Annotated in this window: 23 protein-coding genes and 1 tRNA gene; 18 read left to right on the top strand and 6 right to left on the bottom strand. The window is 54.4% G+C overall.

Annotated features, from left to right (window positions below):
- Positions 1 to 166 precede the first annotated feature (166 nt).
- The 7 genes from VI01_RS11525 to VI01_RS11495 all read left to right on the top strand — a co-directional run bounded on the left by VI01_RS11525 (position 167) and on the right by VI01_RS11495 (position 8,943).
- A complete protein-coding gene (locus VI01_RS11525; protein WP_045815201.1) occupies positions 167 to 1,780 on the top strand; it encodes an ABC transporter substrate-binding protein in 1,614 nt (537 codons plus the stop codon).
- Positions 1,781 to 1,997: 217 nt separating this feature from the next.
- Positions 1,998 to 2,513 carry a GNAT family N-acetyltransferase gene (locus tag VI01_RS11520; RefSeq protein ID WP_045815200.1) on the top strand — a complete coding sequence of 172 codons (516 nt, stop codon included), beginning with the start codon at positions 1,998 to 2,000 and terminating at the stop codon, positions 2,511 to 2,513.
- A 29-nt stretch (positions 2,514 to 2,542) separates the two neighbouring features.
- Positions 2,543 to 4,156, top strand: coding sequence for an ABC transporter substrate-binding protein (locus VI01_RS11515; protein ID WP_045815199.1), 1,614 nt, complete (start codon positions 2,543 to 2,545; stop codon positions 4,154 to 4,156).
- 13 nt (positions 4,157 to 4,169) lie between these two features.
- The gene (locus VI01_RS11510) at positions 4,170 to 5,162 is read left to right on the top strand and encodes an ABC transporter permease (RefSeq protein WP_038646076.1); all 993 of its coding nucleotides are present in this window, start codon (positions 4,170 to 4,172) and stop codon (positions 5,160 to 5,162) included.
- Positions 5,159 to 5,992, top strand: coding sequence for an ABC transporter permease (locus VI01_RS11505; RefSeq protein WP_038646077.1), 834 nt, complete (start codon positions 5,159 to 5,161; stop codon positions 5,990 to 5,992). Before VI01_RS11510 ends, VI01_RS11505 begins: the two co-directional genes overlap by 4 nt.
- Positions 5,989 to 7,593: an ABC transporter ATP-binding protein gene (locus tag VI01_RS11500; RefSeq protein ID WP_045815198.1), complete on the top strand. Its 1,605-nt coding sequence runs from the start codon at positions 5,989 to 5,991 to the stop codon at positions 7,591 to 7,593. The genes VI01_RS11505 and VI01_RS11500 overlap by 4 nt, the downstream gene beginning before the upstream one ends.
- Before the next feature lie 12 nt (positions 7,594 to 7,605).
- Entirely contained in the window at positions 7,606 to 8,943 is a 1,338-nt protein-coding gene (locus VI01_RS11495; RefSeq protein WP_045815197.1) for an LLM class flavin-dependent oxidoreductase, read from the top strand.
- Positions 8,944 to 9,050: 107 nt separating this feature from the next.
- Here the strand turns inward: VI01_RS11495 and VI01_RS11490 are convergent, their stop codons facing one another.
- Complete coding sequence (locus VI01_RS11490) at positions 9,051 to 9,836, bottom strand: phosphate/phosphite/phosphonate ABC transporter substrate-binding protein (protein ID WP_369801872.1); 786 nt, start codon at positions 9,834 to 9,836, stop codon at positions 9,051 to 9,053.
- Positions 9,733 to 10,782 carry a fatty acid desaturase gene (locus tag VI01_RS11485; protein WP_045815196.1) on the bottom strand — a complete coding sequence of 350 codons (1,050 nt, stop codon included), beginning with the start codon at positions 10,780 to 10,782 and terminating at the stop codon, positions 9,733 to 9,735. The genes VI01_RS11490 and VI01_RS11485 overlap by 104 nt, the downstream gene beginning before the upstream one ends.
- Before the next feature lie 218 nt (positions 10,783 to 11,000).
- Here VI01_RS11485 and VI01_RS11480 point away from each other — a divergent pair, with 218 nt between their 5' ends.
- The 3 genes from VI01_RS11480 (at position 11,001) to VI01_RS11470 (ending at position 12,808) form a co-directional block, all read left to right on the top strand.
- Positions 11,001 to 12,023 (top strand): LLM class flavin-dependent oxidoreductase, encoded by a 1,023-nt coding sequence (locus VI01_RS11480; protein ID WP_045815195.1) that lies wholly within the window; start codon positions 11,001 to 11,003, stop codon positions 12,021 to 12,023.
- 163 nt (positions 12,024 to 12,186) lie between these two features.
- A complete protein-coding gene (locus tag VI01_RS11475; RefSeq protein ID WP_034824653.1) occupies positions 12,187 to 12,375 on the top strand; it encodes a type II toxin-antitoxin system HicA family toxin in 189 nt (62 codons plus the stop codon).
- A gap of 19 nt (positions 12,376 to 12,394) precedes the next feature.
- Positions 12,395 to 12,808 (top strand): type II toxin-antitoxin system HicB family antitoxin, encoded by a 414-nt coding sequence (locus VI01_RS11470; RefSeq protein ID WP_045815194.1) that lies wholly within the window; start codon positions 12,395 to 12,397, stop codon positions 12,806 to 12,808.
- An 85-nt stretch (positions 12,809 to 12,893) separates the two neighbouring features.
- On the opposite strand, the gene VI01_RS11465 is transcribed toward VI01_RS11470, so the two are convergent.
- The 3 genes from VI01_RS11465 to VI01_RS11455 form a co-directional block, all read right to left on the bottom strand.
- Positions 12,894 to 13,721 carry a glycosyltransferase family 8 protein gene (locus tag VI01_RS11465; protein WP_045815193.1) on the bottom strand — a complete coding sequence of 276 codons (828 nt, stop codon included), beginning with the start codon at positions 13,719 to 13,721 and terminating at the stop codon, positions 12,894 to 12,896.
- Positions 13,722 to 13,740: 19 nt separating this feature from the next.
- Positions 13,741 to 15,123 carry a D-arabinono-1,4-lactone oxidase gene (locus tag VI01_RS11460; RefSeq protein WP_045815192.1) on the bottom strand — a complete coding sequence of 461 codons (1,383 nt, stop codon included), beginning with the start codon at positions 15,121 to 15,123 and terminating at the stop codon, positions 13,741 to 13,743.
- A 74-nt stretch (positions 15,124 to 15,197) separates the two neighbouring features.
- Positions 15,198 to 15,839, bottom strand: coding sequence for a TetR family transcriptional regulator (locus VI01_RS11455; protein ID WP_045815191.1), 642 nt, complete (start codon positions 15,837 to 15,839; stop codon positions 15,198 to 15,200).
- A gap of 319 nt (positions 15,840 to 16,158) precedes the next feature.
- Between VI01_RS11455 and VI01_RS11450 the strand changes: the two genes are divergently transcribed.
- The 7 genes from VI01_RS11450 (at position 16,159) to VI01_RS11425 (ending at position 23,511) form a co-directional block, all read left to right on the top strand.
- Positions 16,159 to 17,286 (top strand): methionine ABC transporter ATP-binding protein, encoded by a 1,128-nt coding sequence (locus tag VI01_RS11450; protein ID WP_052696997.1) that lies wholly within the window; start codon positions 16,159 to 16,161, stop codon positions 17,284 to 17,286.
- Positions 17,267 to 17,923, top strand: a complete 657-nt coding sequence (locus VI01_RS11445; RefSeq protein WP_045815190.1) for a methionine ABC transporter permease — start codon at positions 17,267 to 17,269, stop codon at positions 17,921 to 17,923. Before VI01_RS11450 ends, VI01_RS11445 begins: the two co-directional genes overlap by 20 nt.
- Before the next feature lie 282 nt (positions 17,924 to 18,205).
- Positions 18,206 to 19,405 (top strand): M20 family metallopeptidase, encoded by a 1,200-nt coding sequence (locus tag VI01_RS11440; RefSeq protein WP_045815189.1) that lies wholly within the window; start codon positions 18,206 to 18,208, stop codon positions 19,403 to 19,405.
- 11 nt (positions 19,406 to 19,416) lie between these two features.
- Entirely contained in the window at positions 19,417 to 20,721 is a 1,305-nt protein-coding gene (locus tag VI01_RS11435; protein ID WP_045815188.1) for an NtaA/DmoA family FMN-dependent monooxygenase, read from the top strand.
- 169 nt (positions 20,722 to 20,890) lie between these two features.
- On the top strand, positions 20,891 to 21,244 hold the full coding sequence (locus VI01_RS24940; protein ID WP_075564099.1) for a type II toxin-antitoxin system RelE/ParE family toxin: 354 nt from the start codon (positions 20,891 to 20,893) through the stop codon (positions 21,242 to 21,244).
- Between the two features lie 4 nt (positions 21,245 to 21,248).
- A complete protein-coding gene (locus VI01_RS11430) occupies positions 21,249 to 21,551 on the top strand; it encodes a helix-turn-helix domain-containing protein (protein WP_045815187.1) in 303 nt (100 codons plus the stop codon).
- A gap of 628 nt (positions 21,552 to 22,179) precedes the next feature.
- Positions 22,180 to 23,511: an MFS transporter gene (locus VI01_RS11425; RefSeq protein WP_045815186.1), complete on the top strand. Its 1,332-nt coding sequence runs from the start codon at positions 22,180 to 22,182 to the stop codon at positions 23,509 to 23,511.
- 200 nt (positions 23,512 to 23,711) lie between these two features.
- Here VI01_RS11425 and VI01_RS11420 read toward each other — a convergent pair.
- A tRNA-Asn gene (locus VI01_RS11420) sits at positions 23,712 to 23,787 on the bottom strand.
- Between the two features lie 507 nt (positions 23,788 to 24,294).
- On the opposite strand from VI01_RS11420, the gene VI01_RS11415 reads away from it, so the two are divergent.
- Entirely contained in the window at positions 24,295 to 25,218 is a 924-nt protein-coding gene (locus VI01_RS11415; RefSeq protein ID WP_045815185.1) for a sugar ABC transporter substrate-binding protein, read from the top strand.
- The last annotated feature ends 8 nt before the right edge of the window (positions 25,219 to 25,226 follow it).

Here is a 25,226-nt window from a genome sequence, read left to right as displayed (position 1 = left end):
ATAGCGACCTTACGGTTTTATTTCCCGCCTTAAATCATTTCATCACAACCTTTGCCACTATTGTCGTTTTACATTTATTTATCCGGATTTTAATAATTTAGCGGAAATTAAAAACAGACCGAAATCGGACTGATTAAAAATAACACCTGCTATCACCAAGGATAATATGAAAATAAATGCAATTTCTCTGGCACTGGGCCTCAGTTTGCTCAGCGGCGCACCTCACGTTGTTGCCGCCGATAAACCGGTGACCGGTGGCAGCCTGACGGTGGGCGTAGAAACCGAACCCACCACCTTTAACCCGCAGCTGAACGGCCAGGACAAAGCCGAGATCACACTGCGTAACTTCTGGGAATCGCTGTTGGCACGCCGTCCTGACGGCAGCTTTGTGCCCTGGTTGGCCGAAAGCTATCAGGTCAGCGAGGATAGCAAAACTTTCCGCTTTAACCTGCGCCGCGATGTCACCTTCTCCAACGGTGAAAAATTGGATGCGAACGCGGTGGCTGAAAATTTCCGTCAAACTCAGGTGGCGCAATACTGCGCCGGCACCAGCCTGTGCCTGATGGGATCGCACATCGACAAGATTGAAACACCAGACGATCATACGCTGGTGATCACGCTGAAAGAGGTTTATTCGCCGTTCCTCTCCTTCGCCGCTGGCCTGCAAATCCTCTCTCCATCCAGCTGGAAATCGTCGCAGCTGAAATCCGGCGGCCCAGAGATTGCGGGCACCGGGCCATTTATTCTGCAAAGTTATGAGAAGGGCCAGCAGGTAACCTTCGTCAAGAACCCAAAATACCACTGGGCACCAGCCACCGCTAAACATCAGGGGCCAGCTTATCTTGACCGCGTCACCTATCGCTTCCTGCCAGAATCCTCGGTGCGAACTGGCGCGCTATTGTCTGGCCAGGTGGATGCCATTGAAGGGATTTCCGGCAACGATGCCGGTGAGTTCAAAGACAACAGCGATTTCACCTACCAGCACGCGCTCAATACCGGTACGCCGTACTCGCTGTTCCTCAACGTCGAATACGGTCCGACCCAGGATGTGAAAGTGCGTCAGGCACTGTTGCAGGGGCTGGAAATCGACCCGCTGCTGAAATCAGTGTATCGCGGTGAACGTACGCGCGCATGGGGCATTACTTCGCCAATTGATCCGTTGTACAACAATGAATTAGAAGGTAAATACGGCAATAACCCGGATGCTGCTAACAAGCTGCTGGATGAAGCGGGCTGGCAAACGCGTGACAGCGAAGGCTTCCGCACTAAAAATGGCGAACGCCTGCGCATTGAACTGATTCAGGCACAGGCCACGGTGCGTGACCAGCGAGACGTGTTGTTACAGGCGATTCAGGCACAGGCGCGTCAACGTTTAGGCATCGACCTCAAGCTCAACTATGTGGATTCCGGCACCTATGCGGACGTGCGAAAAAGCGGCAAATTCGGCACCATTGCTAACTCCAACACGCCGACCGATGGCGTAGATATTGAGAATCACTATCGGCCGATAGCCCAGGGGGGGGCGATTAACTACAGTCGCGTCAACGATGCCAGTATCAATACCTTGCTGGATAAGGCGGCCGCAACGCTGGACCTGCAACAGCGCCGTCAGTTCTACAGTGAACTGCAACAGCGCGCACTGCCGCAGCTGGCCTTAGCGGTTCCGCTGTACGAACCGGAAGATCAATTGGCCACCGCCAGCTATGTGCACGGTTATGGGTTCCGCAGTTATAAACAGATGCCGGAAAGCGTTTACGATGTGTGGTTAAGCAAACACTGATCCATAAAAACGATTTGTAGCGGCATGATTTATTGCGCGTGTATGAAAAGCAGCTTTAATGCTCATCGGCGCGCGATAAATTTTGCCGCTATGCTGCATGCCGAATAATCGAGGGTGTTATTTCCCACAATTAACAAATCGATTGCCACTATTCTCGTTTTACTTTAATTCCCCGGATTTCAATAATTCCCTGAAGATTAATTCAGGAAACCCGCAGATGAGCCAATCTATTCAGGTCGCAACCCCCGACGATGCCGAAGAAATATTTGCCCTGTTACAACGGGCGTACGCCTCGCTGGTGGCGCTGGATGTGCATTTCACCATCTCGCAGGGCAACGTGGAGCAAGTCCGTCGTGTCATTGAACAGGAAACGGTGCTGGTGCTGCGCAAATGGAAGCGAGCAGTGGCGACCGTGACGGTACGTTTTTCATGGCAGCAAGAGACGGATGCGCCTTCTTCATTACCGTTTATCCACTGGTTTGCTGTGGACCCCGATTACAAGGGGCAGGGTTATGGCCGTGAAATCATCAGCTACGCCGAAGACACACTGCTGAAACAGACACTGAAAGCGCCAGGTGTCTATCTGGCGACGGCCACTAAACATCCATGGCTGAGCGAGCTTTATCTGCGTCGTGGCTATCAGCCTTTCTATCACCGAACCAATGCATTGGGCGAAGCTCTGGTGTTCCTGAAAAAGGAATTCCACCCGCAGCCCATCGCCAATATTGCCTGATTTACCGCAGTTAAAATAACAGGGACATTATGAAAGCGAATTCAATCACGCTCGCACTGGGGCTGGCGTGCCTGTTGATCACGACGGCGACGTTGGCCGCAGAACAACCGCGCAGTGGCGGTTCACTCACCTATGGCGTAGAAACTGAACCGGCACCGTTAAACCCGCAGTTAAATGGGCAGTCAAAAGCTGAAGTCACACTGCGTAATGTGTGGGAATCACTGCTGGCGCGCCGCACCGATGGCAGTTTTGTGCCGTGGCTGGCGACGGATTACGAAGTAAGCCCGGACGCGAAAACCTATCGATTCACGCTGCGTCCTGACGTCACTTTCTCGAACGGTGAGAAACTGAATAGCCGCGCGGTGGCGGACAACTTCCGCCAGGTTCAGGATCCAAAATACTGCGCCGGAACCAGCATTTGCGCCCTGAGCGCACGCATTGCCAGCGTTGAGACACCCGATAACGACACCGTGGTGATCACCCTAAAAGAGGGTTATGCGCCATTCCTCTCGTTTGCCGCAAAGCTGCAGATTCTGGCTCCCGCTAGCTGGCACTCCCCACAGCTCAAAGCGGGCGGTAAAGATATCGCCGGGACCGGACCTTTTATCATCGAAAGCTACGAAAAGGGGCAGCAGCTAACACTGGTGCGCAATCCACACTACAACTGGGCTCCGGCGACGGCACATCACCAGGGTCCGGCATATCTGGAACGGGTGACGTACCGCTTCCTGCCAGAATCCTCGGTACGTACCGGCGCGTTGCTTTCCGGACAGTTGGATGTGATTGAAGGCATCTCGGGGAATGATGCCAGCGAGTTTAAAGACAGTGCGGATTTCACCTATCAGCACGCCCTCAACACCGGTACACCCTATTCGTTATTTCTCAACGTGGAGTATGGCCCTACGCAGGATGTGAAGGTGCGTCAGGCGCTGCTACAAGGGTTGGATATCGATCCGTTGCTGAAGTCGGTGTATCGCGGCGAACGTACCCGAGCGTGGGGCATCACCTCACCCGTGGACCCGCTCTACAACAACGATCTGGAAGGGCAGTACGGCAACAACCCGACGGCGGCCAATAAACTGCTCGATGATGCAGGATGGCAAACGCGTGATAGTGACGGTTTCCGCGCCAAAGCGGGTCAGCGCTTGAGCATTGAAGTAATTCAGGCGCAGGCCACGGTGCGCGATCAGCGTGATGTGTTGCTACAGGCGATTCAGGCACAGGCACGTCAACGTCTCGGTGTCGAAATCAAACTGCGTTATGTCGATTCCGGCACCTATGCCGAGGTGCGTAACAGCGGCCACTTCGGTTCTATCGCTAACTCAAATACCGAAACCGACGGTATCGACATTGAAAACCACTACCGCCCGGTCAATGCCGGCGGGGCGATCAACTACAGCCGGGTAAATAGTCAGGAAATTAACGGCTGGCTCGATCAGGCTGCCGCCACCCTGGATATCAACCAACGCCGCAAGTTCTACAGCCAGCTGCAACACTACGCACTGGCGCAGCAGGCTTTGGCGATTCCGTTGTATGAACCGGAAGACCAGATTGCGGCAGCCCGCTATGTGCAGGGTGCAGGTTTCCGCAGTTATAAGCAGATGCCGGAGAACGCTTACGACATCTGGCTAAGTGACCATTAATCAGGAGGCGAAGATGAGTCTGGAAAGCATCGTAACCCGCGCACCACGACCGCGTAAGCCGGCCCTTTGGCGCGGTGAACTGTCGCGCCGCATTATCGGCCGCTTGCTGGGAGGTGTGCTGGTGCTGTGGGCTGCCGTCTCACTGGCCTTCCTCGGTGTGCATTTAGCACCCGGTGATATCGTCAGCTTGCTGATTGGTGAGCAGGTACGCACCCCGGCGATTGAAGCAGCGATCCGAGCCGAATGGGGGCTGAACGAGCCGCTGTGGTGGCAGTATCTGCACTACCTGTGGCGAGTACTGCACGGCGATTTTGGCCGTTCCTACATGCTCAACACAGAAGTCAGCCATCTGCTGGCGACCCAGCTGTGGCCGACCATCAAGCTCACGCTGGCGGCACTGCTGGTGAGCATTATTTTCGCCGTGGCCGTTGCTGTGGGAACGGCACATCGCCGTATCGGGCGCCGTGTTGCCAACAGCGTTGAGCTACTGCTGGCGTCCACGCCTTCTTTCTGGATGGGCATCGTATTGCTGTTTATTTTCAGCTTCACGCTGCGCTGGTTCCCGGTGGCTGGCGATCGATCGTTATCTTCGCTGGTGTTGCCCGCGCTGGCGCTGGGACTGGCACAAGGTGCGGTGGTTGCACAGCTGCTGCGACGTGAACTGGAGCGCGCTTTGGATGCCCCGTTCACACTGACACTGCGCGCCTGGGGCGTGGGGGAAACCACCATACGTTTACGCCATGCGCTGCGGCATGCCGCATTACCGGCGGTGACCTTAACCGGCTGGCTGGTGGGGGGCTTGCTGAGCGGCGCGGTGATTACGGAACAGGTGTTTGGTCGCCCAGGCCTCGGCAAGCTGACCGTTGATGCCGTGTTAGCCAAAGACCTGCCCGTGGTGCTGGCGGTGGCGATTCTCTCGGCGCTGATCTACGTGGTGATGAGTACGCTGGTCGATATCCTGTCGTTGTGGATCGACCCGCGTCTGCGTGGGGAGAACAAATCATGATTGCCGCACTGCAAAGGCTACCCGCCACATTACCCAGCGCTGTCTGGCTGGCACTGCTTTACCTGGTTTTACTCGCCATCGCGGTAATAGCACCAGGTGTGCTCACCCACAGCGATCCGCTGTTAGCCGATCCGGTCAATGCCCAGTTGCCACCTTCCGCCACACATTGGCTGGGCACCGATCAGCTTGGACGCGATCTGCTGACTCGCGTCATTTACGGTAGCCGCTATTCGCTGTTGATCAGCGTAGCCGCCATGGCCCTGGCGGTGGTGTTTGGCACCTTACTGGGTCTGCTTGCCGCGCTGGCGCGTGGTGTGATCGATGAGCTGTTAAGCCGTGCGGTGGACGTGATCTCCGCCTTTCCGGATCTGCTGCTGGCACTGATGCTGATCGCCTTTACCGGACCGGGCACCAATAATCTGATCATTGCACTTGGCGTGGCGTCGGTGCCGCGTTTTGCCCGCGTGGTGCGTGCACAAACCTATACGGTGATGACCTCTGGCTACGTCGAGCAGGCGCGCACATTTGGCTTGTCACGCTTCACTTTGATCACTCGCCATATTTTGCCACATGCCATCGCGCAAGTGCCGGCCTTGGCCACGTTGGGTCTCGGCACTGCCATTATCGGCACCGCCGGATTGAGCTTTCTCGGCATGGGGCCGCAACCGCCGACCGCCGAATGGGGCTTGATGCTGGCGGAAGGGCGTAACTATCTGCGCAATGCCTGGTGGATTGCCGTATGGCCGGGGGTATTTATCACCCTGACGGTGATTGCGGTGAACACGCTGGGCCGCTATTGGCAGGCCCGTTTTGAAGGGAGAAGCGCATGAGCCAGCCATTTATTGATATTCAAAATCTCAGCATTCGCTTTGGCCCACAGCAGGTGGTGAAAAATCTCAACCTACAGGTATGGCCAGGTGAATCCGTGGCGCTGGTAGGGGAATCTGGATCGGGTAAAACCCTGACCGCACGCAGTTTGCTTGGCCTGTTGCCCGAGGGGGCGGAGATCAGTGCAGAGCGCTTCATGATTGATGGTCGCGATATGCGCAAGGCTAACCGCGCTGACTGGCGCGCACTACGCGGTCGGCGCATCGGTTATGTATTGCAGGATGCGCTGGTTTCACTCGATCCGTTGCGCCGGATTGGACAACAGCTGAGTGATGCACTGAATGCCGCTGGGCATCGTGAAGGGATTGAGGAGAAGAGTCTGTCCCTGCTGAAAGCGGCAGGTATTCATGATGCCGAGAGTCGCCTGGCGCGCTATCCGCACCAACTCTCCGGTGGCCAGCGCCAGCGCGCGTTGATTGCCACGGCATTGGCGGGCAGTCCGATGCTCTTGATTGCTGACGAACCCACCACCGCGCTGGATATGACCGTGCAGCGTCAGATTTTGCAGCTGCTGGCACAACGCCGTCGCGAGGGTCATGGCCTGCTGCTGATCAGCCACGACCTGGCGGTGGTGGCTGAGCTGGCGGATCGTGTGCTGGTGATGCGTGATGGCGAAGTGGTAGAGCAGGGTGAGAGCGGCCCGCTGCTGCAACGCCCTCAGCATGCCTGGACGCAACGCCTGTTGCGCGCGGTGCCAACACCGACCACCCGTGGGTTGCGGCTCAGTGCTGCAGAACCCACGCCGCTGCCGCCACGTCCACAGCCGGGTCATGCACCGTTGCTGCAGGGTATTAACCTGAATAAAGCCTATGGCGATCGGCAGGTGCTGAACAACATCAATTTCACACTGCATGCCGGGGAAACTTTGGGTGTGGTCGGAGAATCTGGATCGGGCAAAACCTCGTTAGTGAAAGTGGTGATGGGCTTAACCGAACCCGATAGCGGCACGCTGCAACTTGAAGGCGAACGCTGGGACCGCCTGCCAGAGAAAGCCCGTCGCGCGCGCCGTGCGCGTTTACAACTGATCGCGCAGGACCCGTTCAGCTCTTTCGATCCACGCTACACGGTCGAGAAAATCATCGGTGAAAGTCTCGACAGCGTGGGGATTTATGGCGACGCACGGCGTCAGCGCGTGCGGCAACTGCTGGATGAAGTGCAGCTTGGCGATCGCTTTCTGCAACGCTATCCACAACAGCTGTCAGGTGGGCAACGGCAACGCGTGGCGATTGCCCGCGCCTTCGCCCCCAATCCGGCACTGTTAGTGGCGGATGAACCCGTCAGCGCATTGGATGTGTCGGTGCAGGCACAGGTGCTGGATCTGCTGGCAGAGATGCAGGCCGAGCATGGCACCGCACTGCTGTTTATCTCTCACGACCTTGGCGTGATCCAGCATCTGGCGGATCGCGTGCTGGTGATGCAAAACGGTCAAATCGTCGAAAGCGGGGCGCTAACGCAAGTCTTTGCCGCCCCACAGCATCCGTGGACACAAAAACTACTTCAGGCGCTGCCGGTCATCCCTGACTGGCAGCCCGCACACGTATAAGAGGAGCACGACATGAGTCAGACACAACGCCAGCTGCGGTTAGGCGCCATCATCCAGGGTGTATCCGGCAATATGTCGGCATGGCGTCATCCTGACGCGGTGGCGGATGCCAGCATCAATGTGGATTACGTGCTGGATCTGGCGCGCAAAGCCGAACAAGCAAAGATCGATTTTCTTTTCGTTGCCGATGGCTTGTACATTACACCCCAGTCAATCCCGCATTTCCTTAACCGCTTTGAGCCAATAACGCTGCTCTCGGCGTTATCGCTGGTGACGAAAAACATCGGATTAGTGGCGACACTTTCCACCTCGTATAGCGAGCCGTTTACCGTAGCACGTCAGTTTGCCAGCCTCGATCATCTCAGTCATGGGCGCACGGGCTGGAATGTGGTGACTTCCCCGCTGGAAGGTTCCGCGAAAAACTTTTCCCGTGCGACGCACCCTGAGCACGATGAGCGCTACCGTGTGGCCAGCGAATATCTTCAGGTGGTGAAAGGGCTGTGGGACTCGTGGGAAGAAGGTGCTTTTGTGCGCGACAAAGCCAGCGGGCAGTTCTTTGACGCGAGCAAACTGCATACTCTGAATCACAAAGGTCAATACTTTGCGGTTCAGGGGCCGCTCAACGTCGGGCGCTCACCGCAGGGACGCCCCATCGTGTTTCAGGCAGGCGCTTCGGAAGCGGGGAAAGCCTTTGCGGTAGAAGCAGCGGATGCGATATACACCCGCCAGGAGACGCTGGAAGAGGCACGAGAATTCCGTGAAGACGTGCGCCGTCGCTTAGTGGCGCGCGGCCGTGATGCCGATGATATTCGTGTGTTCCAGGGCATCAGTGTGATCATTGGTGACACCGAACAGGAAGCTGAGCAGCGTTACCAGCAAACCGCCGAGTTGGTGACCATCGATAAAGCGCTGGAGTATTTGGGCCGTTATTTTGAACACCATGACTTCAGCCAATATGCGTTGGATGAACCCTTCCCGGAGATTGGCGATCTCGGCGCAAACAGCTTCCGCAGCACCACCGATAAGATTAAGCAGAGTGCGCGCCAGCGCGGTTTAACCTTGCGTCAGGCCGCGCTGGAGGAAGCCACTCCGCGTCCGAGTTTCCTCGGCACTGCACAGCAGGTGGCAGACGGACTAGCGCAGTGGTTCCTTGCAGGTGCAACCGACGGCTTTATCGTACGCGGCGGCACACCGAATGCCTTTGATGATTTTGTTGAACAGGTGATCCCGCTGCTGCAGGCGCGCGGTATTTACCGCACCGAGTATGAAGGGGAAACCTTGCGTGCGAACCTGGGATTAGCCGAGCCGGAGAACCAGTTTGCCGCCCAGCGCCGTTCGCAGGTGGCGTAATAATCTGTTAAAGCGCCGCACAAGGTGTCGCGGCGCGATTTATCGCGCATCATTTAACCGCAGGGCACCAGACAGACATACAAAATATCTGGTCGCTAACCCTCCTATCACAACGCCGTCACACCGTATTCCGCTGCCTGATCTTCCCACGCTTGCACCTCATCGTAGAATGCGCGTTCTGGCACCGCAAAACCGCTGATCAGGCTCTGTGCCAGCAACGGCTGATACTTCTTATCCGTAGTGAGTTCGGTCAGGGCGCTGCGCAAATGCTCAAGGGTGGCGGCATCTGTTTTCGCGGAGGTGATCAGTGGCAGGGCGGCGCACAGCGGGGTTTCGCCGATGATCTCTAACCCGGCCAATTCTTCAGGATGGTGAGCACGCAGCAGTGCCCAGGTGATGCAATCGATCGCCGCAATATCCGCACGCTGTTCACGCAGCGCGGACAAAGACTGACGATGACTGCCACTCAGCAGCGTCGTACTAAAGAACGTGCCAGCGCGAGCCAGTGGGGCGATCACATAGCGCAGTGAGTTATAGCCTGAGTGCGAATCCTCGCTGTTGCACACCGCGCGACGACCGCGAAAATCACGCAAAGTGAGATCCTCATCCTCCTTACGCGCCACCAACCAACTGCGATAGCGTAATCCCTCGCAACCCTGTGCGCTGGATTGAAATGCCCCAACCAGTTGCACATCAGGCAGCAAAGCGACCAGCGGATAGCCGCAGGTTTGGCTCAACAGCACATTGTCGTCGCGCCAGTGGGGTAAGAGATCGTTGTGCCACTCAACCTCAGCCAGCACGTCGCGTTGGGTCAACAGCGTCGTTAGCGCTGTGGTCAGGCCAAGCGTCGTCGGATGATGGATGTCGTACATTGGCAATGAAATGATCGGCATGCTGTGCATCCTTGTTCGTTCCCGGATGGGCGTTTACATCGACCGGTTTGCGCCAGAAGCGCAGCAACCACTCGCCATAACCGGCGACGCGGAAACCGTGATTGCGCTGATGGTAGCCGTCGCGATACAGCAAATAGACTTTGCGCAGGCCGTACCATGGCAAACCGGGCAGATCGTGATGTACAGAATGATAGTTGAGATTCAGAAATAGCAAACGCCACGGCCACGCGGCTTCGTTGTTAACAGAACGTGCCAGTGGCGCCTCTTCTGCGCGATGTTCGTAAAAGGAGCGTACTTTCGTCAGTGCCAGCGCTGGATAACTGACCGCAACCACAAACCACAGCGGCGACAATCCTTGCTGCTGCATCCAGTAAAAAAGCCCAGCCAGCAGCGTCAAATGAATTACCCACATTGAAACCGCGGCACGGCCCCGCGCCAGCAGCATCATTTTCAGCGTAGCCACGATATCCAGCAACGGTGCTAACAGCAAACGACCGGGAAAGGTATTACGCAGATGGATGACGCGCTGTTGCCACGGTTTGAGCTGCGCCCAGCGTTCCGGTGACAGGTAATAGGTTTCCGGGTCCTCATCCGGTTCGGTCAGAGTGTGATTACGATGATGGGCCAGATGCGAATCACGATACAGCCCATAGGGGTACCACACCGCCAGCGGCAGAATGCCAAACAGCTGGTTGAGCCGTGGGAAGCGCGTGGGATGTCCATGGATCAGCTCATGTTGCAGCGACATATACCAGGTGGTCAACACGATCAGCAGCAGGGTAGTCACGAACAGTCCCAGCGTTTGCCAGTAAATCACGCAGGCGAACCAGCCGCCGTACACCGTCACCATCAAAGCCCAGGTGGGCAGTTCACTGCGCCACAGCCAGCTGCGGCCCAGTTGATGCACCACTTCGCGCTGCTGTGCGTTGATATAGTCGTTTGCCATGCGGATACCCTAAACCTGCAAAACCGGGAAAATTCTGCGCACGATGATTGATCACCGTGATAAACACAAAGACCGTGTTTTTATGACTTATGCAAAAAAGTTGATGAAGCGCGCGAAAACTATTGGCTATCAGTCACCTCTTGCGTGGCGTAACCTTTCTCCATCGAAACGTAATGCATCACGTGCGGGCCAGTGCGGCCCCCCTGGAGAATTTCACTATGAAAAAGATTGGCTTCTTGTCCTTTGGTCACTGGACCCCGTCATCGCAGTCAGCGACCCGTTCCGCTCAGGATGTTTTACTGCAATCCATCGATTTAGCCGTGGCGGCGGAAGAGCTGGGCGCGGATGGCGCCTACTATCGCGTACACCACTTTGCGCGTCAGTTAAGCTCGCCTTTCCCACTGCTGGCGGCAGTCGGTGCCAAAACCAACCGCATTGAAATAGGTACTGGCGTAATCGATATGCGCTATGAGAACCCGCTGTACATGGCGGAAGATGCCGGTGCGGCAGATCTGATTTCTAACGGACGCTTGCAGCTGGGATTAAGCCGCGGCTCCCCGGAGCAGGTGATCGAAGGCTATCGTTACTTTGGTTTTAACCCGAAAGAGGGCGAAACTGATGCTGATATGGGACGTCGCCATACTGAGGAACTGCTGGAAGTGCTGCGCGGTGAAGGTTTTGCCAAACCGAATCCGCAGCCGATGTTCCCAAATCCGCCGGGCCTGCTCCGTCTGGAGCCGTTCTCAGAAGGCCTGCGTGAGCGCATCTGGTGGGGTTCCGGTTCAAATGCAACCTCAGTTTGGGCAGCACAGCAGGGCATGAACTTGCAAAGTTCGACGCTGAAGGATGATGAAACCGGCGAGCCGTTCCATATTCAGCAGGCGAAACAGATTCGTGCCTACCGTGAAGCCTGGAAAGCGGCTGGACACCAGCGTGAACCGCGTGTTTCAGTGAGCCGCAGTATCTTTGCGCTGACTAATGATATTGACCGTGCTTACTTTGGTCGCAGTGGCCAGGATCAAGACTCTGTGGGCTTCCTTGATGAGAAAACCCGTGCCATCTTCGGTCGCAGCTATGCAGCAGAGCCAGAGCTGCTGATTAAACAGCTGGCGCAGGACGAAGGGATTGCCGAAGCCGATACGCTGTTGCTCACTATCCCGAACCAGTTGGGTGTCGATTACTGTGCGCATGTGATGGAAAGCATCCTGACCCATGTGGCACCTGAGCTGGGCTGGCGTTAAACCTTAAAAGGCGCACTTTTTGAAGTGTGCCTTTTCTTAACCATCACCTTAATCAGTATATAAATCTAACTTAAATTAAAAGATAACTCTGGTAACCCCGAGCATTGCAATTTAGGGTTATTGGAGTTATCTTTCTGCTTTCAGGACGAAGCAGAGAATGGACATGGATAGCAGGTCATTAATGGCTGAGATCAAGGCCGATGGTTGGGAGCTGATTCGGATTAACGGTAGCCATCATCATTTTGTGCATCCTACCAAGAAAGGTCTGGTAACGATTCCGCACCCCAAAAAAGATCTGCCGATTAAGACGGTAAAAAGCATCCGTAAACAGGCCGGGCTTGCAGTTCATTAAACTGAGAGAGGTATTCCTTATGTTCTATCCGATTGCGATTGAAGCGGGTGATGAAAGCACGGCGTTTGGTGTCACGGTTCCTGATTTACCTGGCTGCTTTTCAGCCGGAGATACGCTGGAAGAAGCGGTAAAAAACGCGAGAGAAGCCATTATTGGTCATCTGGAATTGATGGTTGAGTTGGAGCAGGATATTCCCGCGGTTTCAGAGTTAAAAAGCGTGATGAAAAATCCCGCCTATACAGGTTATGTTTGGGTGTTGGTAGAAGTAGATGTCACACGCATTTTAGGTGGTTCAGAGAAGATTAATGTCACTCTGCCGAAGTTGTTAATTGACCGGATTGACCGTTGTGTCGCTACCCATCCGGAATTTAAAACCCGTTCAGGTTTTCTGGCTCAGGTGGCACTAGAACGAATTGCCAAAACTCGCGAGTAAACTGTTGGCAAATAAGGGCCTCCGCAATATTGCAGAGGCCCGTATTTGTGAGCCGCATGCCTCAGGCGTTTCTGAGGCGATAATGTTAATTGACCCCTAACTCCCACCACAGTTTATCCAGCGCATAGTAGCGGTCGCGTTCGCTTTCGGGCTGGTTGAGATCGCGCTTCCACGGCTTAGCCAAAATAAAGTGAAGATTCTTCACTTCATCCTCTTTCCACATCACGCTGTGCTGGAACGGCAGCGTTTTCAACGCGTTGTAGATATATGGCAGCGGCAGCCAGCGATGCTCAAACACTTCATTGAGCAAATCCTGTTCAGAGAACGGATAGCGGCGTAAATCCGTGATGGCCGCAACTTTTTGCTGCAACCAGCTAAATACGCCTTGATCCGGCTCCAGTACTAAAAAGCCGCCATTCAGATAGCGATCAAGGTTAGCGGGTGCCGCTTCACCGCGATCCTGCCAGGTATAATGGCAGTTCTCCGGTTGCCAGCTGGCGGGATAGCTGGCGATTTTGTTGGGATTACAGCGACAGGCGTGGCAGGCAGCCAGCGCGTGATCTCCGAGATCCAGCGTGAACAGCTCATCCATGTTGCGCAGCACCAGCATATCCGCGTCCAAAAACACCACGCGCTCGCAGCCCGTCAGTTCCCATGCCCGCAATTTGCTCCACACCTCGCCAAATTGGGCTGAGGCATAATGCTGTTCTAGCTCGGCATTCGGCATCAGGGGTTCAACGGGATGAATCACGCATCCCAGTTCCTGCAAGGCCTCACGTGTTTCGGTATCAATGGTATCGGTCACCATCACAATCAATGGCCATGCAGTTTCACTGCGTTTTAATGAACGGTGCAGTGCTTTCACGCCGATAAAATAGTCGGGCTGCGTCAGAAGTGTTACCCAGGCGTACATAAATCTCCCCCGTCAAAATTTAATCAAATAAAGCCGTGACATAGTCATTGCTAAAACGACACTGCGGATCGAGCTGTTCACGCACCGCGCGGAAGGCATCCCACTGCGGATAAATTTCACGCCAGCTGTAGCGCTGTGGATCGTAATATTTGCCCCAGTGCGGTCGCCCACCTTCTGCGGCCAGCAATTTCTCCACTTCGGTGAGGAAGTGCAGGCCTTCCTGGGACAGCGAACCGTCATCGGCGTAATAGACCACGAAGCCAAAGAAACAGGTCGGCTGCTGATAAGCCGGGCTGAGCCAGGCTTCGGACGCGCCGGTGCAGCGCAGGATGATGGGGTAGTGCATGTGCGGATGATTCTCCGTATACCAGGCTTTGATTTTGCTGATAATCTCCGGGGTTCTGTCCAGCGGCACGCCAATTTCAACATTGATTTGCGGCACGGCAATACCGCGACAAAACAGCTGGTAGATATCGCCGCTCAGGTCGGTGAAATCGCGAAAACGCGTTACCGTACGGAACTGTTTGCCGCCTTTACCTTCGATCTGCGTATCACGATGCATGTGCGCCAGCGTCTGATCGATGGTGTCATTCAGACTGCTGTCGGTATCCTCGCCATGCTCGATCACCTCGCCGCCATTGGCGTGCCACGCCTGAACATCTGCTTCACTGGCGGGGTTGGCATTCCAGACGTGCATCAGGTTGTCATCCACAAACCACCAGGCTTTGCTCAGCTCATATTGTTGATTCCAGTGCGGCAGATCCTGCTCCAGGGTATCGGCAGACACCGCGAATTTATGACAGGTAAACAGGCGAAACGGCTCAGTGCGCATCGTTATGGCGGTCACAATCCCCAGTGAGCCTAATGAGGTTTGCGCCGCAGGGAAATCGCTATCGCCACGTTGAAACTCCCGCACGCTGCCGTCGGCCATGACCATACGGATGCTTATCACTTCATCCGCCAGTGAACTCTGGTCCAGTCCCTGGCCGTGAGTGCCCGTTGCTATCGCGCCCGCCAGCGTCTGCACGGATATCACGCCAGGCGAACAGCCTAACATGCGATTGCGTGCGGTGAGGGCGTCGAACACCTGCTGCAGCAGCGTGCCTGCCGCGAAAGTGATGCTGCTCTCATCTTCTCCCAATACACCTTGCATGGCGCTAAGATCGAGTAACAAATCGTCAGTATTCACACACAGCATGCGGCCGGGTGATAAACGGCTGCCAATCACGCGCACTTTGCCTGTTGACGAACTCAGTAGCTGTTGCAGTTCGGCTTCGTTTTGCGGCTGATGGACTTGTTCACGCTGGCCCACCACCGTGTTTTGCGCCCAGTTCCACAGCGCACTGTCGTGCTCGGTATTTTGTGGGTTGCGAAGGGGATAAAGGAGGGAATCTCTATTCACTACGGCGTTCCTTATTCTGAGGTCTGTGACGGTCCCAAAGCTTTAAGCGTAGACCATCACAGCACTGCCCAGGTTTAAGGCGCCTTGCAGATGTAGCGCAGCGTTGCGGTCACGGCCAGTTGGCGGTTACGACGGATGCTGTCCTCTTCCGTATCTTCAGGAGTGAACAGGAAATGGAAGGTGTAACGGTTGGCGACGTGGTGCACACAGATACTGCTTAGCAAGCGGTGTACATCCACGGTATTTAGGCCATCCATAAAGATGCCTTGCTGCTGACCGCGCGTCAGGATGTCATCCAGCAGGTCCAGTGTACTTTTGTTCAGTGCTTTGATGCGCTCGGACTGCACGATGTAGCGTCCGCGCAACAAGTTTTCCGTACACACCAGGCGCATAAAATCTTGATGAGTGGCGTGATAATCGAAGCTGGCTTCGACCAGTTTAATCATCGCCTGCTCGGGCTCCATCTTTGCCAGATTCAGCCCGGTTTCATGTTCGCGAATCGCCTGATACACCTGCTCCAGCACCTCAATATACAGCTTCTCTTTATTGACGAAGTGGTACACCACCATGCGTTTGGTGGTTTGCGCATGTTCAGCGATCTGCTCAAGGCGTGCACCCTGCATGCCAAACTCGGCGAAGGTCTTTAGGGCACCGGCAAGGATGCGTTTTTTTAGCCCTTCCGGGTCATTTTTACGTTTCGTTGTAGTGTCCGACATAGCGCTCAATACAGGTCAATCAAAACGGCATGGTATCACAGCCACTCTCTCACTTGTGGCGATGCGAGCGGCTGCGCGTTTTTATTCTTTTCAGGAATAGCATTCCTGGATAAATCATAATGCAGGAATAAGCATCTGCGTATACTGCGGCTAACTGTTCATCACAGCCGTCGGTTTTACCTGACGCCATAATAACGATGAGGAAATAACTATGCACACACACCTGGCATCTGCCAAAAATAAATCCTTGTTCACCGCTAACGCTTTACTGCTGGCGAGCACTAAAGGCACTGGCGAAACGGCCTGGTAAGGATTAAGCATGACGATTTTCTCAGGAGCCGAAGCACCCTTTAGCACGTTGACGCGTGGCGTGGTAGAGAATGCACAAGACCGTGAACGCTTTGCTCGCGAAAGCGGCAGTGTGGTGCGCTTACAGGGTGTTTCACGTCGCTTTGGCCAAACTCAGGCGCTGCGCAATATTTCACTGACGGTGCAGAAGGGGGAAATTCTCGGCCTGATCGGCCGCAGTGGTGCGGGCAAATCGACGTTGATTCGCTGTCTGAACGGACTTGAGCATCCTGATCAAGGCGTCATTGAAATCGAAGGCCGGAAAATTACCGGCCTGTCGGAAAAACAACTGCAATCGGTGCGCAGCCGCGTCGGTATGGTGTTCCAGCATTTCAATCTGCTGTCGGCCAAAACCGTGTCACAAAACGTGGCGCTGCCGCTGAAAATTGCCGGTCTGGATAAGGTGCAGCGTGCACAGCGCGTGACGGAACTGCTGGGACTGGTCGGTCTGACGGATAAGGCGCATCACTATCCGGCGGCGCTGTCGGGCGGACAGAAACAGCGTGTCGGCATTGCCCGCGCACTGGCGGCAAGCCCGGCGCTGCTGCTGTGTGATGAAGCAACCTCTGCGCTCGATCCTGAAACCACCCGTTCCATTCTTGCCTTGCTGAAATCGCTCAATCAAAAGCTGGGCATCACTATTCTGCTTATCACTCACGAAATGGAAGTCATCAAGTCGGTGGCACACCGCGTGGCGGTGATTGATGCGGGGGAGATCATTGAGCAGGGCCCGGTGTGGCAGGTGTTCGCCCATCCGCAATCCGAACTGACACGCACCTTGTTGCGGGGTTTGCTGCCGCAGCTACCGGAAGCGTTGGCCGCACGAGTTACCGAGCAGAGGCAGGGGGAAGCCATCTACAGCGTGCACTTTGCTGGCGAAGACGCGCAGGGCGATCTGCTGACCCGTTTCGCCGCGGCGTTGCCGGGCAAATTCCGCTTACTACAGGGCGGCATCGACCATATTCAGCACTACGCCGTAGTGCGTTTCTTTATCGCGCTTCCGGTCGCCAACGTGTCCGATGAGCAACAGATTCTCAGCTGGCTGCGCGGGCAGCAGGCGCAAGTGGAGTTAGTCGGTTATGTCGCCAGTAATGATTGATTTATTGCTCAACGCGTTGGGCGAAACGTTATTAATGACGCTGATTTCAGGGTTGTTTTCGCTGGTGACCGGCTTACCGTTGGGGTTGATTCTGGTGATAACCAGCGCGGGCGGCATTGCAGAACATCGCGCGATTAACCGGGTGTTAGGTCTGGTAATCAACGGTTTTCGCTCACTGCCGTTCATTATTTTGCTGGTGGCGCTGATACCGTTTACCCGCTTTCTGGTCGGCACGTCACTGGGGACCTGGGCGGCGATTGTTCCGCTGTCGATCACCGCAACGCCCTATTTTGCTCGCGTGGCAGAGGTCTCGCTGCGTGATGTGGATCGCGGTCTGATTGATGCGGTGCGCGCAATGGGGGCCAGCAAGCTACGTATCGTCTGGGATGTCCTGATTCCTGAAGCGCTGCCCGGCATACTCTCGGGGTTTGTGGTGACGCTGGTGGCATTGATCGGCGCATCAGCGATGGCCGGGGCGATTGGTGCGGGCGGGCTGGGAGACCTGGCAATCCGCTACGGTTATCAACGCTTTGAAACTTCAGTGATGATTGCGGTGATCGCTGTGTTGATTGTGCTGGTGTGTGGCATTCAGTGGGTTGGCGATCGACTGGTGCAGTACATCGATAAGCGACACTAGTTTTCGCGCGATACATTGCCTGTCTACCGACTTTTAGGCGCTGCGAACTGTAGATTATGCCCAGCACGCTAACCATTTTCACGCTGCAGCCTTCAGGCAGCCTAATTCGGGCGTGGCAGGCTCGCGCCGCTGCGAAATAACCGTAGCGGCGCAATTTGTGAAGTGAACCCGAAATCAGTTGTGCCTTTTCCCGCAATCCTTATCACTATTTCTTGATAAACATCAGCAGGTAACGCGCTTAGAGTGAGGGCATTCGATTGCCTTGATTCAGGAGACTTCGTTATGCCGCTGAACACCCTTCAGCTTACGCTGGAAACCCATCTCGAACAGCACAACGCCGCGTATATTGCAGTGGCGAAATCGATCTTTGCTAAGCCGGAAACCGGTAACAACGAATACTTTGCCAGTGAGCAGTTGACGCGATTGCTTACTGAGCAGGGCTTTGAAGTGACGCGCAACGTTGCGGGTCATGAGACCGCGTTCTACGCGGTGAAAGCCAGCAGTAAGCCGGGGCCAACCGTTGCCTTCCTGGCAGAATACGATGCGCTGATCGGCATCGGCCATGCCTGCGGACACAACCTGATCGGCACCACCAGCGTCGCAGCAGCTATTACGCTGTCTCAGGTACTGGAACAAACCGGCGGTCGTGTTGTGGTGTTAGGGACGCCAGCGGAAGAGGGCGGGCTGGCGGGTCCCGGCGGACCCAAAGGCAATGTGAAGAAGCGTTTTGTCGAAGCCGGGCTACTCGATGACGTCGATGTGGCGCTGATGGTGCATCCCTCAGGTAAAACGCGCCTCACCGAATCGACGCTGGCGAACAATCATCTCTACTTCCATTTCTATGGCAAACCTTCGCACGCAGCCAGTGCGCCGCATGAAGGTATTAATGCGCTGGATGCGCTGGTGCTGCTGTACAACGGCATCAGTGTTTTGCGCCAGCAGTTGCCGGATGGCGTGCGCGTACACGGAATTATCACCAATGGCGGCCAGGCACCGAACGTCATTCCGGAATACGCCTCGGCGCACTACTACATTCGTGCCGATAGCCGCGAGGTGGTGGAGTCTCTTGAACCTAAGCTAAGAGCGATCGCAGAAGGGGTGGCGCTGGCGACGGGCGCTCGCGTAGAGATAGACCATCAAATTGGTCCGCGTGATTTCAAACTCAATCCCGCACTGGATGTCTTGTTGCTGGAGGAGTTACGTGCGGCGGGTGAGCAGGTCGATCTCTCGCCGCAGCGCAATAAAGTCTCAACTGATGCCGGGGACATCAGCCATGCGGTGCCCACGGCGCACCCCTGGCTGAAAATTGGCCCGGATGATCTGATTTTTCATACCGTGCCGTTCCGTGAAGCTGCCAATTCGGAACGCGGCTATCAGGCGTTGCTGATTGGCGCACGCGTGTTGGCACGCACCGGGTTACGTCTGCTGATTGATGCAGACGCACTTCAGGCCGTTCAGGCCGATTTCATCCGCCAGGCCTAAAGGAGATTAGGGTGTCGCAAACATATCGTCGCAAACTCAAAACATTAGTGGGTGCCAGCAGTGTGATCTCCGCGGGCAATGACCACCAACCTGGCGTGGGGATCACGCGTGCTATTGAACTGGCGAAAATCGCGGAGCGCGAGAAAATCACCGGCCTGTTCACCGCTGATTTGCTACAGATCGATCCGGCCGGTTTAGCGGGTACGACGGGCACACAGGATCCGCTTATCGCATTAGCGGCGTTAAGTCAGGTGACGTCGCAGATTGGCCTGATCGCCACTGTCAGCACAAGTTGGCTACACCCTTATAATCTGGCACGTCAGGTCGCCACGTTAGACCATATCAGCGGCGGCAGAGCAGGCTGGAATGCGGTGACATCCTCGGTCGGTGAGGAGAATTTTGGTGAAGGCCAGTTGCCGCCGCCACAGGAACGCTATGCACGCGCCACCGAGTTTATCGAAGTTATGAACGCGCTGTATGACGCCAATGAACGGGCGGCAGTACAGCGCATGGCAAGCGGTGGCATTCGCCTTGACCCTCGCAAACTGCATCCTATCCATTATCGTGGTGACTTTTTCCAGGTCGCCGGCCCACTGAATGTCCCGCCGCCCCCGCAGCGTCGCCCCGTCCAGTTTCAGGCCGGGCAATCTGAGGCGGGTGTCACGCTGGGTGCGCGCTACGCCGAGGTGATCTACACCTCGCAGCCCACCTTTGAAGCGGCACAGACGTTTGTGGCTGATGTGCAGCAGCGTGCGCGACGTTTTGGCCGCGAGCATAACCCACCGCTGATCATGAACTCATTCCATTCCATCATTGGTGAGAGCGATGCGGACGTAGCACGCCGCTTACGCGACAAACATGACCGCATTAATGATGAACAGGGGCGATTGCGTGTCGCGGATATGCTGGGCGGCGAGGTGAATCTGACAGAAGTGCCGCTTGACCAGCCCCTGCCAGCTGCTTTAATTCCACCGCTGGAGCAGGTGCATCGCCGGCAGGGACGAGCCGCCATTTTCCGCCAATATGCGCTGGAAGGGTTAACGCTACGTGAGCTGATTATCAAAGCAGAAGAGACGGGACACTGGTTTGTCGCGGGTACGCCAGAGCAACTCGCCGATGCTATTGAACAGCGTTATCATGCGGGCGTACTGGACGTGATTTCCCTGCACGGTCTGGGGAGCCCAGACCAGCAAGATTTGCTGTTAAACGGACTGCTTCCCGAACTGCGTCGGCGTAACCTGCTGGATAGCGACTATCAAGGCAGCGATTTCCGCAGCAGCCTGGAGCTGGCACCTTTACCGCCTGCCGTGGATTAGCGTTTTCGTTGATGAGGGCCACGCCCGCTCAGGACAACTGAGCGGGCATTTTTTTGGAATCTCTATCGACAGGTCATTACAGATAAAGTGCCTGATTCGGCATACTTCGCCACACTGATTATCGCCTTTAACCTATATAGCATTTGACCTATATCGACAGGAGCGTATCCTGTGGCAGAGAGTAACAACGGACACTTTTGATGATTGGCTGGTGGCGCAAGATGACACTGACCGAGCATGCGTCTTGTCTGCATTAATCGTATTGCAGCAAGCAGGCCCAGCGTTATGCAGGCCTTACGCTGACACCCTAAAAGGCTCTCGTTTTAGCAATATGAAAGAGCTTCGTATTCGAAGCAAAGGTGTTCCTATCCGGGCTTTTTACGCATTTGATCCCTGGCGCAGCGGTGTAGTGCTTTGCGCAGGTCATAAGAGTGGCAATGAAAAGCGTTTTTATGCCGGGCTGATCCCGCTCGCAGATAAAGAATTCACGCATCATCTTCAACGCGAAGAGAGAAAGGAGTAACGGTATGGGCAGAACACTTGAACAAATTCTTGCAGCTGAGAGGCCGGAAGTGGTGGCTGAAGCTAACGCCATGGCTGAAGAAGTATTACTGAATATCCACCTTGCTGAATTGCGTGAAAGAGTAAAAAAAACTCAAGTGGAGATCGCGCAACAATTAAATATTAAACAGCCTACGGTTGCAGGAATGGAGAAACCCGGCCGGGATTTAAAACTCTCGACGCTTAAGCGTTATGTTGAAGCTACAGGAGGAAAACTCCGCCTTAACATTGAGCTTCCCGATGGCTCGCATTACGAGTTTGTCGTTTAAACCCCATTTTTAACCCTCCATCCGTGAAAAACAGTGCGTTCTCGCGCACTGTTTTTCACGCGCTTGTGCATCTGTTCTCTCTGTCACCCTTGCATTCCATTCCGCAAAAACTCATCCCAGCACGTAACTTTTTGCATACATGAAAAATACAAAGGAAATACAGTAAAGTAGTAAAATTTTACCGACATTAAAAAATAAAATCATACATATCATATATTTATATTCATAACTTTTTCGAATTATTTTTCATGATGAATTTTGGAGATGATCACAATCTCAAGTTTTGGGTGTCCTGGACATGTTTACACCACCTGAAATTCAGCATAGTTTGAACATGGAGTTAACCTGTGATTAACAGACAAAAGCGAACAAATGCGTATTGGGTCAGTACACCGCTAATCAATGATGAAGATAGACACCCTTCAAGTGGGTCATGCTTAATTTCATTATTTATGTTCAGGGATTAAACGCAGGGTTTTTCAATTTCAAGATCAGTTTCTTTTTAAAGGAAATACCTCAATCAATTAATGATGTTTTTTCTGTTTCTTTAACGTTCCGCCAAATCATTTTTGATTTGGACAGATCGCTGCGCCTGCAGAGAAATGAATAATTCAGGAGAGACCCTGTTATGAGCAACACCAATTTATCCATTGAAGATGTTCCCCTTAATAATTTTCACCAGTTAATGTCACTGCGCGCGGGTGGCGGTTGGATCCTGGATGGCTATGTGCTGAGTATCATCGGCGTGGCGATCGTGCAGTTTTCACAGCACCTGCAACTTGATACCTTCTGGCAGGGCATGGTGGCGGCTTCAGCGATGCTCGGTACTTTCTGTAGCGGTTTCCTCGGCGGATGGTTGACCGATATTGTGGGTCGTCGTCGTTTGTTCTTCGTCGGACCCATCCTGTTTATTCTGGGGTCGGTGGGCACTTTCTGGGCGGAATCAGCACTCACGCTGTTTATCCTGCGTTTCCTGGTGGGTGTCGGAGTGGGGTTGGAATATCCGGTTGCCGGGTCACTGCTCACTGAATTCCTGCCGCAGAAACACCGTGGTAAACGTTTGGCGGGTTTAACCATTCTCTGGTTCGCTGGTGCGGCGTTAGCTTACATTGTGGGTAACCTGATCCTCTCGATTGGCGGAGATTCAGCATGGCGTCTGGTACTGGCCAGCCCGGCAGTGCTGGGGGTACTCCTGTTCGCTCTGCGAATTGGCACGCCGGAATCGCCACGCTGGTTAGTCAGCAAAGGTCGTTTTAATGAAGCCGAGCAGATCATCAAGAAAGTCTACGGACCAGAATTCTCGCTGAAAAATATGCCAGCTGAGTCGGTGGAAGCCAAAGTTACGCTGAAGGATCTGGTTCGCTCTGGCTACGGCAAACGTATGTTATTTGTCTCGGTGTTCTGGAGTGCTGCTGTCGTGCCGATGTTTGCGGTGTATTCCTTCGCACCGGTGGTATTGAAAGCGCTGAATCTGGACGGCGAATGGGCATCACTGGGTTCGATCGCTATCACTTTACTGTTTGTGGTGGGCTGTATTGTCGCTACCCGCTTGATTGACAGCATGGGCCGCCGCCGTTTGATCATTCACAGCTTCTTGTGGTCAAGCCTGGCACTGCTGGCGTTAGGCATGTTCTCGCACGGTTCTGAAATGCTGGTACTGGTGATGTTTGGTGCTTACGCGGTGTTTATCGGCGGCGCGCAGGTGCTGGAACTGGTGTATCCCAACGAACTCTTCCCAACAGAAGTGCGTGCCTTTGCCGTCGGTATGGGCTCATCCATGTCACGCATCGGTTCTGCGGCCGGGACCTGGCTGGTGCCGATCTCCCTGCAAAATCTGGGTATCGAATACACCATGTATGCTGCCGCGATGGTTTCCTTTATTGGCCTGCTGGTTTCAGTGTGGCTGGCACCGGAAACGCGCAACATGACGCTGAGCCAGGCGGCTTCGCTGGCGCGGTAATATAAAGAAGGTACAAAACATAAATGGAAAGGCTGCTCAGGGAAATTTGAGCAGCCTTTTCGTTTTGACCGTTCTGCAACATGGCATTAAGCAATGAGGGTGTAGGTCGAAGAGTTAATGAGGGGCGGCATCAATTGTCATTAACACATCTTGAAAACAAAAAGCCCGCTCAGGTTTCCCTGAGCGGGCTTCTCTAAATTTGGCTCCTCTGACTGGACTCGAACCAGTGACATACGGATTAACAGTCCGCCGTTCTACCGACTGAACTACAGAGGAATCGTGTGAACGAGGCGCATATTAGCGATGCCGATCCCTGTTGTCAAAGCCCTATCGCACACTTCTGGTTTAAGTGCGCGTAAAAGCAGCGGAATGCTGTTTTTCTGCCTTGAACGTTCAGATTTCAAACTGCCAGCAAGATCTCACTTTAAGCGCATTTCCTTTGAGATGTTAGATGCATGTCAAAGTTTTGTTATTTGCCGATTTTAAAACAATCATTTCAGTGCTTTTATGATGAAAATTTCAAATGCTGATCAGATGAAACAAATGAACTGCTTATCATCACGGGTGAAATCAGTTTTGAAGTCTGAAACAGCATTTTGAAAATAACCTTTTGATAAGTAGATAGTTGCAGGAAAGAGCAGTACCGAAACGATAGCGTTAGACCAGAAGCCTTACCTCTACAACCAGATAAATAACGCCAGTGCCGTTGAGTGAATGTAAAAAATATTTTTCATTCGTCGTATCAGCCCAACTGAGCATGTTAACGAATAAGAAGGGTTACCTATGAAATTCAAAAAAGCGTTAGTGACTTCCCTGTTAGCTTGCATGTTACCTGCCGCTGTTATGGCAAAAGACCTTCAGGTGGGCGTCTCTATGGCGCTATTTGACGATAACTTCCTCACCATTCTGCGCACCGCGATGCAGAAAGAGATGACCAAAGATGGCGTTAAGGGTCAGGTCGAAGATGCGAAAGGCGACGTTTCCCAGCAGCTGCAACAAATTCAGAACTTCATCGGTCAGGGCGTTGACGCCATCATCGTTAACCCGGTGGATACCAATGCGGTTAAACCGCTGATGGATGCGGCTTCTAAAGCGGGGGTGCCACTGATCTTCGTTAACCGCAAACCGGCAGGTGAATTGACCGACAAAATGGCTTACGTCGGCTCTGACTCCGAGCTGGCGGGCCGTCTGCAAATGGAAGCACTGGCAAAAGCGATGAACGGTAAAGGCAACGTCGCCATTTTGATGGGCGATCTGGCTAACGAATCCACCCGTGACCGCACCAAAGGTGTTGAAGCGGTAGTGGCTAAATACCCGGGCATCAAAGTGGTTCAGAAACAGACCGCGAAATTCACCCGTAACGACGCGGTGGACGTCGTGAGCAACTGGATGACCGCAGGCGATGACATTCAGGCGATTGCGTCTAACAACGATGAAATGGCGATCGGTGCGCTGCAGGCGCTGGGCAAAAACCCGAACCACATCCTGATTGCGGGCGTGGATGGTACGCCGGATGCGTTGCAGATGCTGAAGAACGGCAAGATGGTCGCCACAGTATTCCAGGATGCTAAAGGTCAGGGTGAAGGCGCCGTACAGGCTGCTGTGAAACTGGCGAAAGGCGAGAAAGTGGAGAAGGTGATTAACATTCCTTACCAGCTGATCACCAAAGACAACATGGCGCAGTTCGAATCTCGTAACCAGAAATAATCGTTCCC

It is taken from the genome of Pantoea sp. SM3, assembly GCF_000963995.1.
Taxonomy (GTDB): Bacteria; Pseudomonadota; Gammaproteobacteria; order Enterobacterales; family Enterobacteriaceae; genus Pantoea; species Pantoea rwandensis_B.
Note: the sequence above shows the minus strand (reverse complement) of the source record. Positions and strands in the feature narration are given on the sequence as shown.

Coding starts and splice junctions, on each gene's coding strand:
- VI01_RS11525 (WP_045815201.1), top strand. CDS start 167: ATGAAAATAAATGCAATTTCTCTGGCACTGGGCCTCAGTTTGCTCAGC.
- VI01_RS11520 (WP_045815200.1), top strand. CDS start 1,998: ATGAGCCAATCTATTCAGGTCGCAACCCCCGACGATGCCGAAGAAATA.
- VI01_RS11515 (WP_045815199.1), top strand. CDS start 2,543: ATGAAAGCGAATTCAATCACGCTCGCACTGGGGCTGGCGTGCCTGTTG.
- VI01_RS11510 (WP_038646076.1), top strand. CDS start 4,170: ATGAGTCTGGAAAGCATCGTAACCCGCGCACCACGACCGCGTAAGCCG.
- VI01_RS11505 (WP_038646077.1), top strand. CDS start 5,159: ATGATTGCCGCACTGCAAAGGCTACCCGCCACATTACCCAGCGCTGTC.
- VI01_RS11500 (WP_045815198.1), top strand. CDS start 5,989: ATGAGCCAGCCATTTATTGATATTCAAAATCTCAGCATTCGCTTTGGC.
- VI01_RS11495 (WP_045815197.1), top strand. CDS start 7,606: ATGAGTCAGACACAACGCCAGCTGCGGTTAGGCGCCATCATCCAGGGT.
- VI01_RS11490 (WP_369801872.1), bottom strand. CDS start 9,836: ATGCCGATCATTTCATTGCCAATGTACGACATCCATCATCCGACGACG.
- VI01_RS11485 (WP_045815196.1), bottom strand. CDS start 10,782: ATGGCAAACGACTATATCAACGCACAGCAGCGCGAAGTGGTGCATCAA.
- VI01_RS11480 (WP_045815195.1), top strand. CDS start 11,001: ATGAAAAAGATTGGCTTCTTGTCCTTTGGTCACTGGACCCCGTCATCG.
- VI01_RS11475 (WP_034824653.1), top strand. CDS start 12,187: ATGGATAGCAGGTCATTAATGGCTGAGATCAAGGCCGATGGTTGGGAG.
- VI01_RS11470 (WP_045815194.1), top strand. CDS start 12,395: ATGTTCTATCCGATTGCGATTGAAGCGGGTGATGAAAGCACGGCGTTT.
- VI01_RS11465 (WP_045815193.1), bottom strand. CDS start 13,721: ATGTACGCCTGGGTAACACTTCTGACGCAGCCCGACTATTTTATCGGC.
- VI01_RS11455 (WP_045815191.1), bottom strand. CDS start 15,839: ATGTCGGACACTACAACGAAACGTAAAAATGACCCGGAAGGGCTAAAA.
- VI01_RS11450 (WP_052696997.1), top strand. CDS start 16,159: ATGACGATTTTCTCAGGAGCCGAAGCACCCTTTAGCACGTTGACGCGT.
- VI01_RS11445 (WP_045815190.1), top strand. CDS start 17,267: ATGTCGCCAGTAATGATTGATTTATTGCTCAACGCGTTGGGCGAAACG.
- VI01_RS11440 (WP_045815189.1), top strand. CDS start 18,206: ATGCCGCTGAACACCCTTCAGCTTACGCTGGAAACCCATCTCGAACAG.
- VI01_RS11430 (WP_045815187.1), top strand. CDS start 21,249: ATGGGCAGAACACTTGAACAAATTCTTGCAGCTGAGAGGCCGGAAGTG.
- VI01_RS11425 (WP_045815186.1), top strand. CDS start 22,180: ATGAGCAACACCAATTTATCCATTGAAGATGTTCCCCTTAATAATTTT.
- VI01_RS11415 (WP_045815185.1), top strand. CDS start 24,295: ATGAAATTCAAAAAAGCGTTAGTGACTTCCCTGTTAGCTTGCATGTTA.